The sequence below is a fragment of the Acidovorax sp. KNOB132 genome, from assembly GCF_057541515.1.
The window spans coordinates 1-6,460 of sequence record NZ_BAAJYT010000202.1 but is presented as its reverse complement, the minus strand read 5'-3'; the positions used below and the strand labels follow the sequence as shown (position 1 = coordinate 6,460).

Below are 6,460 nucleotides of genomic sequence, written 5' to 3'. Positions count from 1 at the left end.
GCCCGTGCTGGTGCTGGCCGAGGTGGACGGCCCGGCCGATGAGCAGCCCCTGCCCACCGCCGCCGATGCCCGCATCGTCTGGGTGCACCGCCAGGGCGCCGAGACCGGCACCGCCGAGCCCCTGCTGCAGGCGCTGCGCGCGCAGCCCCTGCCCGCGGGCGATTTCCACGCCTGGGTGGCCTGCGAATCGGCCGTGGCCAAGGCCCTGCGCGCGCACCTGGTGGGCGAGCGAGGCGCCTACCCCAAGTGGGTCAAGGCCTCGGGCTACTGGCGCCGGGGCAGCGCGGCCACGCACGACACGCACGAGGACTGACCGGGAGGGACCGGCAGGCGCCGCGCGGGCCCCTCATGCGGGCCGCGCGGCCAGACCCTGCGCCACATGGTCGATCCAGGCCCGCACCCGCGCCGGCAGAAAGCGGTTGGGCGGGTACAGCAGCCAGGCCGTGCCGGAGTACGCCGTGGTGTGGCGCCAGCCGGGCAGCACGCGCACCAGCGTGCCGGCCGCCAGGGCCGCCTGCGCCGTGAAGCCCGGCAGCGAGGCGATGCCCAGGCCGCCCAGGGCGGCCTCGCACCGCACCTCGCTGTGGTTGGCCACGTAGCGGCCGCGCACCTTCACCACGGCGGATTCCGCTGCGCCACCCCCGCCACCCGGCCGCTCGAAGCGCCAGTGCCGGTCGCGCTCGTCCTCGCCCAGGGGCAGGCAGTCGTGCTGCGCCAGATCGCGCGGGTGCTCCGGCAGGCCGCGCTGCGCCAGGTAGGCCGCGCTGGCGCACACCACGTGTTCCACCGGCTCCAGCGGCCGGCCCGCCAAGCCCGGGGGCGGCGCGTCGGTGATGCGCACCGCCACGTCGATGTGCTCGGTGAACAGGTCCACGGTGCGGTCGGTGATGACCAGCTGCACGTCCACCTGCGGATGCGCGGCCAGGAAGGACGGCACCAGCGGGTGCAGCCGCTGGCGTCCATAGGCCTTGGGCGCGCTCATGCACACCAGGCCGCTGGGCACGTCGGCATGGTGGCCGGCCAGCGCCAGCACCTCGCGCGCGCACGATTCCAGCCCCTGGCAGCGCGCGAACGCCGCGTGGCCCGCCTCGGTCAGGCGCAGGCGCCGGGTGGTGCGCTCCAGCAGCCGCACGCGCAGCACGCCTTCCAGCCGCGCCACCTGGCGGCTCACGGCCGACGGGGTCAGGCCCAGCTCGCGCGCCGCCGCGGAAAAGCTGCCCGCCGCCGCCACGCGGGCGAACACCGCCATGTCGGGCAGGCAGTCCAGGGCGTCATTTGTGCGCATGGGGAACCAATGTTGTTCTCTGACCAGCCATTATCGATGGCGCGGCATGAATCTACGATCGCCGCATGACCACGCTGCCCCTCGCCCGCCCCGCCACGCTGCTGCGCAGCGCCGACCTCGTCCTGCTGCTGGTGGCCGTGGTCTGGGGCACCAGCTACGGCGTGGCCAAGGGGGCGCTGGCGTTTTACCCGGTGCTGGGTTTCCTGGCCGTGCGGTTTTTGCTCACGGCGGCGCTGCTGGCCCCGGCGTGCCTGCGGGCGACGCGGGCGCAATGGCACGGCGCCCTGCGCGCCGGCCTGCCGCTGGGCGCGCTGCTGATGGCGATCTTCGTGTGCGAGACCTATGGCGTGGCGCACACGCAGGCCAGCCAGGCGGCGTTCCTCATCAGCCTGTGCGTGGTGTTCACCCCGTTCGCCGAATGGTGGATGCTGGGCCGGCGGCCGTCCGGCGCCGTGTTCGGCTTTGCGGCCGTTTCGCTGCTGGGCGCGGCGCTGCTGGCGGGCGGCGGCCTGCAGATTCGATGGGGCCTGGGCGACGCACTGATGCTGGCCGCCGCCGCGCTGCGCGCCGTGACCGTGTGCGCCACCAGCCGCCTCACCCGGCGGCATGCCCAGGCGCCCATGCTGCTGCTCACCGCCGTGCAGTCCGCCGTGGTGGGGCTGGGGTGCCTGCTGGTGGCCGTGTCGCTGCCGGGCGGGCTGCCCGCCCTGCCGGCCGAGGGCGCCTTCTGGGCCGCGAGCCTGTACCTGGTGCTGGGCTGCACGGTGTTCGCCTTCATCGCGCAGAACTGGGCGCTGAAACACACCGCCCCCAGCCGCGTGGGCCTGCTGATGGGCACCGAGCCGGCCTGGGGCGCGTTGTTCGCCGTGCTGTGGCTGGGGGAGAGTCTGGGCCCGGTGCAATGGCTGGGCGGGGCGCTGATCGTGGGGGCGGCGTGGTGGACGCTCGCGCGCCAGCGCGCGGGCTGATCACCGGCTCGAAGCTCCCATTGCACCGCGACACTGCACGGCGATACTCCGGCAGACAACGCGCCCGCCCGAGCCGCTGTGGCGGCGCCGACGCCCACAAGGAGCTTTCCGATGACCGACCTTCGCGACATCCTGGCGCACCTGCGCGCAGGGCGCTGGAACGAGGCCCACCAGCAGGTGCAGGACGATGCGACGCCGCTGGGCGCTTGGCTGCACGGCATCGTGCATCTGCAGGAAGGCGACCTGGAAGACGCCGAATACTGGTACGACCAGGCCCAGCGCCACTTTCGCAGCCGCGGCACGCTGGAGGAAGAGATGCAGCGGCTGGAAGCGGCCCTGCCGCAGAAGTAGCGCTGGAAAGCGCCGCGCACGGGCGCGGCCCTGCGCCGTCATGGCCCTGTAACGGCGCGCCGGCATCGTTGCGGTTTTCGTTCGCCACAAGCCATCGCATGCTGCCCTCTTTCCGCCTCGCCCCCTTCGCCCTGCTGGCCTGCGCCGCCGCCCTGCTGCCCGCCCACGCCCAGCAGGCTTTTCCCGCCACGCTCGCCGGCCATGCGGTGCTGCCGGCGCAGACCTTCATTCCCGCGCCCAAGGATGCCCCGGCCGATCTGCAGACCAGCGGCAAGTTCACCACGCCGCAGCGCGTGCACCAGTTGGGCAGCGTGGAAGGCACCTCCGCCGGCCGGCCCACGGGCGTGTCGCTGCCGTTCAAGGGCCAGCCCGCGCAGGGCCATTCGGGCATCAAGCGCATGGCCGACGGGTCGTTCTGGATCCTGACCGACAACGGCGCGGGGGCCAAGGCCAACTCGCCGGACTTCATGCTGTACCTGAACCACTACACGGTGGACTTCCGAAGCGGCCAGTTCAAGCGCCAGAAGACGGTGTTCCTGCACGACCCGGACAAGAAGGTGCCGTTTCGCATCGCCGAAGAGGGCACGAAGGAACGCTACCTGACCGGCTCGGACTTCGATCCCGAGAGCTTCCAGTTCGCCGGCGGCGCGCTGTGGATCGGCGAGGAGTTCGGCCCCTACCTCATCAAGGCCGACCTGTCCGGCCGCGTGCTGGCCGTGTTCGAGACGCAGGTGGACGGCAAGGTCGTGCGCTCGCCCGACCACCCGGCCATCACCGCCGCGGGCGCGCCCGATGCCAAGTCGCCGGCCTTCGAGATCAAGCGCTCCAAGGGCTTCGAAGGCATGGCATCGTCCAGGGACGGCAGCAAGCTCTACGCGCTGCTGGAAGGCCCGGTGTGGAACGAATCGGCCAAGGCCTACGAAGCGGTGGAAGGCGGCAAGCAATACCTGCGCGTGCTGGAGTTCGACGTGAAGCAGGAAAAGTGGACGGGCCGCCACTGGAAGTACGTGCTGGAGGCCAACCACCACGCCATCGGCGACTTCAACATGATCGACGAGAACACCGGCCTGATCATCGAACGCGACAACGGCGAGGGCACGGCCGACAAGGCCTGCCCCGAGGGCCAGAAGCGCACCGACTGCTTCCACGACCTGGCGAAGTTCAAGCGCGTGTACAAGGTGGAGCTGACCGATGCCAACGCCGGCGCCGAGCTGCGCAAGGTGGGCTACATCGACCTGCTGAACATCCAGGACCCGCAGCGCCTGGCGAGAAAGCCCTTGAACAACGGCGTGCTCGCCTTCCCGTTCTTCACCATCGAGAACGTGGACGTGGTGGACGCCACGCACATCGTGGTGGGCAACGACAACAACCTGCCGTTCAGCTCCAGCCGCGAGCCCAACCGGGCCGACGACAACGAACTGGTGCTGCTGGAAGTGGGCGAGCTGCTGCGCGCGCGCTGAAACCCTGCAGGCGGCGGGCCCCGACGCGGGTGGCAAAATCGCCGCACCCTCGGGGCACCCGGTTGCGCGGCGCTGACCCCGGCGGCCTTTTTCCACGCACCGGGAATCCACACGCATGTTCACTGGCATCGTCCAAGCCACGGCGGCCCTCGCCGCCATCCATGACCGCGAAGGCCTGCGGACCTTCATCATCGATTTTCCGCCCGGCTTCTGCCAGGACCTCGCCGTGGGCGCGAGCGTGGCGGTGGATGGCGTGTGCCTCACGGTGACCGAGCTGCTGCCGCCCAACGCGGCGGCGTTCGACGTGGTGCTGCAGAGCCTGAACGTGACCACCCTGGGCAGCTACGCCGTGGGCGACCGCGTGAACGTGGAGCGCGCGGCCAGGGACGGCGCCGAGATCGGCGGGCACCCGCTGTCGGGCCACATCGACTTCGCCACCACGCTGCAGTCGGTGCGCGAGTCGGACAACAACCGCGTGTGGCGCGTGGACATTCCGCCCGCCTTCCGCAAGTACATCTTCGCCAAGGGCTACATCGCCATCCACGGCGCGAGCCTGACGGTCTCCGAGGTGAACCGCGCCGAGGGCTGGTTCGAGGTGTGGCTGATCCCCGAGACGCGCCGCGCCACGGTGTTCGAGCACAAGCAGGCGGGCGACCGCCTCAACATCGAGATCGAGCGCAGCACGCAGGTGGTGGTGGACACCGTGCGCGAGGCGGTGCAGGAAAGCCTGGGGGCCCTGCAGCCGGTGCTGGAGGCGCTGCTGCGCGACAAGGGCCTGTCGCTCGAAGACTTCGTGCAGCCGCCCGTGCTGCCGCGCTGAAGGGCCACCGGGCTCCGGGTGTGGCAGCCCGGCATCAAAACGGGCTTCAGCACATATTCCACTAGGGCGTATCGCTATTAATTCAATAGCAAACGCCTGAACACGTCAAAGAATGACCAGCTCCCCGGCGCCCGTGTCCGCCCGGGGCTCGGCCAGCACCACGCGGTTGCGGCCCGTTTCCTTGGCGCGGTACATCGCCGCGTCGGCCTCGGACAGCAATTGGTCCAGCACCAGGCCGTGGCGGCCGGAATCGGCCACGCCGAAGCTCGCCGTCACGCGCAGCGGCTCGGGCGATGCCGGCAGCAGCAGCTGCAGGTTCGCCACCACCTCGCGCAGGCGCTCGGCCAGCCGCACGCCGTGCGCGGGGTCGCAGTGGCTCAGCAGCACCACGAACTCCTCGCCGCCGAAGCGGCCCACCAGATCGCCCAGCCGCAGTTCGGCCCGCAGCGCGCGCGCCACCGACACGAGCGCCTGGTCGCCCACCGCATGGCCCCACTGGTCGTTGAGCATCTTGAAGCGGTCCACGTCCAGGATGACGATGACCACGCCGAAGCCATGGCGCCGGGCCTGCGCGAGCACGCTTTCCGCCGCGTCGAAGAAGGCGCGCCGGTTGGGCAGGCCGGTGAGGAAGTCGGTGTTGGACTGCTCGCGCAGTTGCGCGATCAGGCTGTTGCGCTCGCGCTCCAGGGCCTCGCGCTGGCGGGTCTGCAGCTGCAGTTCGCGCGCGGCGCGGATCACCGCGGCCATTTCGTCGTTGGCGGCGGGCTGGGGCAGGGGCGCATCCAGGTCGTTGTTGGCCAGCGCCTTCAGCGCCCGCGCGGTCTGCACCAGCGGGCGCAGGACGCGGCGGTCCACCATCGACAGCGCCACCAGCAGCAGCGCCAGCAGCACCACCGAGCCCGCGGCCACCAGGCCCAGCATGCGCACGGCCCGGGTGTATTCGGCGCTGGCGCGCTCGCGCAGCTGGTTGAGCAGCGTGTCGCGCACATCGAAGATGGTGTTCATGTCGGGCACGTAGAGCGCCGCGAACCCTGCGGCGTCCAGCCCGTAGCGGCCGTTGCCCTCGCCGGCGGCGATCATGCGGTCGATGAGCGGCCCGGTGTCCCGGAAGTAGCGCTGCTGCACCGTCTGCCACGCCTGGGCGATGGGGCGCGGCTGCTCGGGCACCGAAAGCCGCAGCTCGATCAGGAAGCGCAGCTGCGCGATGCGCCCGCGCGTTTGCTCGATGGCCCGGCGTTCCTCGGCCGTGAACGGCTGCTGGCGCGCCAGCGCCGCCGTGAAATGCGAGCCCAGCAGCCCTGCGAACTCCCGCAGTTCGGCCGCGAGGCGCGCAACCTGCACGTCATCGGCCAGGGCCGGGTAGTGCTGCCGCGCGGCATTGGCCAGGCTGCTCGTGACCGGGGCCAGCAGCGGCACGATCGCCACCATGCCGTAGACGGCCGAACGGATCGACTCGGGCGCCCGCGCCTCGCGCGGCTGCGCCACCACCTGATCCACCCCCGCCCGGGCCGTGGCCAGCGCCATCTTGGCGGCGAGCACGCGCCGCGCGCCGTCGGCCAGCGTGGGATCGCCCGTG

The 6,460-nt window shown here is 71.5% G+C and carries 7 protein-coding genes; 5 read left to right on the top strand and 2 right to left on the bottom strand.

Going from position 1 to position 6,460, the window contains the following annotated elements:
* Positions 1–313 (top strand): siderophore-interacting protein (locus AC27IO_RS18785; protein ID WP_498740147.1); only part of this gene is annotated, 313 nt, incomplete at its 5' end.
* A gap of 33 nt (positions 314–346) precedes the next feature.
* On the opposite strand, the gene AC27IO_RS18780 is transcribed toward AC27IO_RS18785, so the two are convergent.
* On the bottom strand, positions 347–1,285 hold the full coding sequence (locus tag AC27IO_RS18780; RefSeq protein WP_498740145.1) for a LysR family transcriptional regulator: 939 nt from the start codon (positions 1,283–1,285) through the stop codon (positions 347–349).
* Positions 1,286–1,350: 65 nt separating this feature from the next.
* Here AC27IO_RS18780 and AC27IO_RS18775 point away from each other — a divergent pair, with 65 nt between their 5' ends.
* The 4 genes from AC27IO_RS18775 to AC27IO_RS18760 all read left to right on the top strand — a co-directional run bounded on the left by AC27IO_RS18775 (position 1,351) and on the right by AC27IO_RS18760 (position 4,884).
* Complete coding sequence (locus tag AC27IO_RS18775; protein ID WP_498740143.1) at positions 1,351–2,253, top strand: DMT family transporter; 903 nt, start codon at positions 1,351–1,353, stop codon at positions 2,251–2,253.
* A gap of 111 nt (positions 2,254–2,364) precedes the next feature.
* Positions 2,365–2,604, top strand: a complete 240-nt coding sequence (locus tag AC27IO_RS18770) for a hypothetical protein (protein WP_272566466.1) — start codon at positions 2,365–2,367, stop codon at positions 2,602–2,604.
* Between the two features lie 98 nt (positions 2,605–2,702).
* Positions 2,703–4,064, top strand: coding sequence for an esterase-like activity of phytase family protein (locus AC27IO_RS18765; RefSeq protein ID WP_498740141.1), 1,362 nt, complete (start codon positions 2,703–2,705; stop codon positions 4,062–4,064).
* Between the two features lie 115 nt (positions 4,065–4,179).
* Complete coding sequence (locus AC27IO_RS18760) at positions 4,180–4,884, top strand: riboflavin synthase subunit alpha (RefSeq protein ID WP_284409993.1); 705 nt, start codon at positions 4,180–4,182, stop codon at positions 4,882–4,884.
* Between the two features lie 105 nt (positions 4,885–4,989).
* Here the strand turns inward: AC27IO_RS18760 and AC27IO_RS18755 are convergent.
* On the bottom strand, positions 4,990–6,460 hold a 1,471-nt coding region (locus AC27IO_RS18755; RefSeq protein ID WP_498740139.1), incomplete at its 5' end, for a GGDEF domain-containing protein.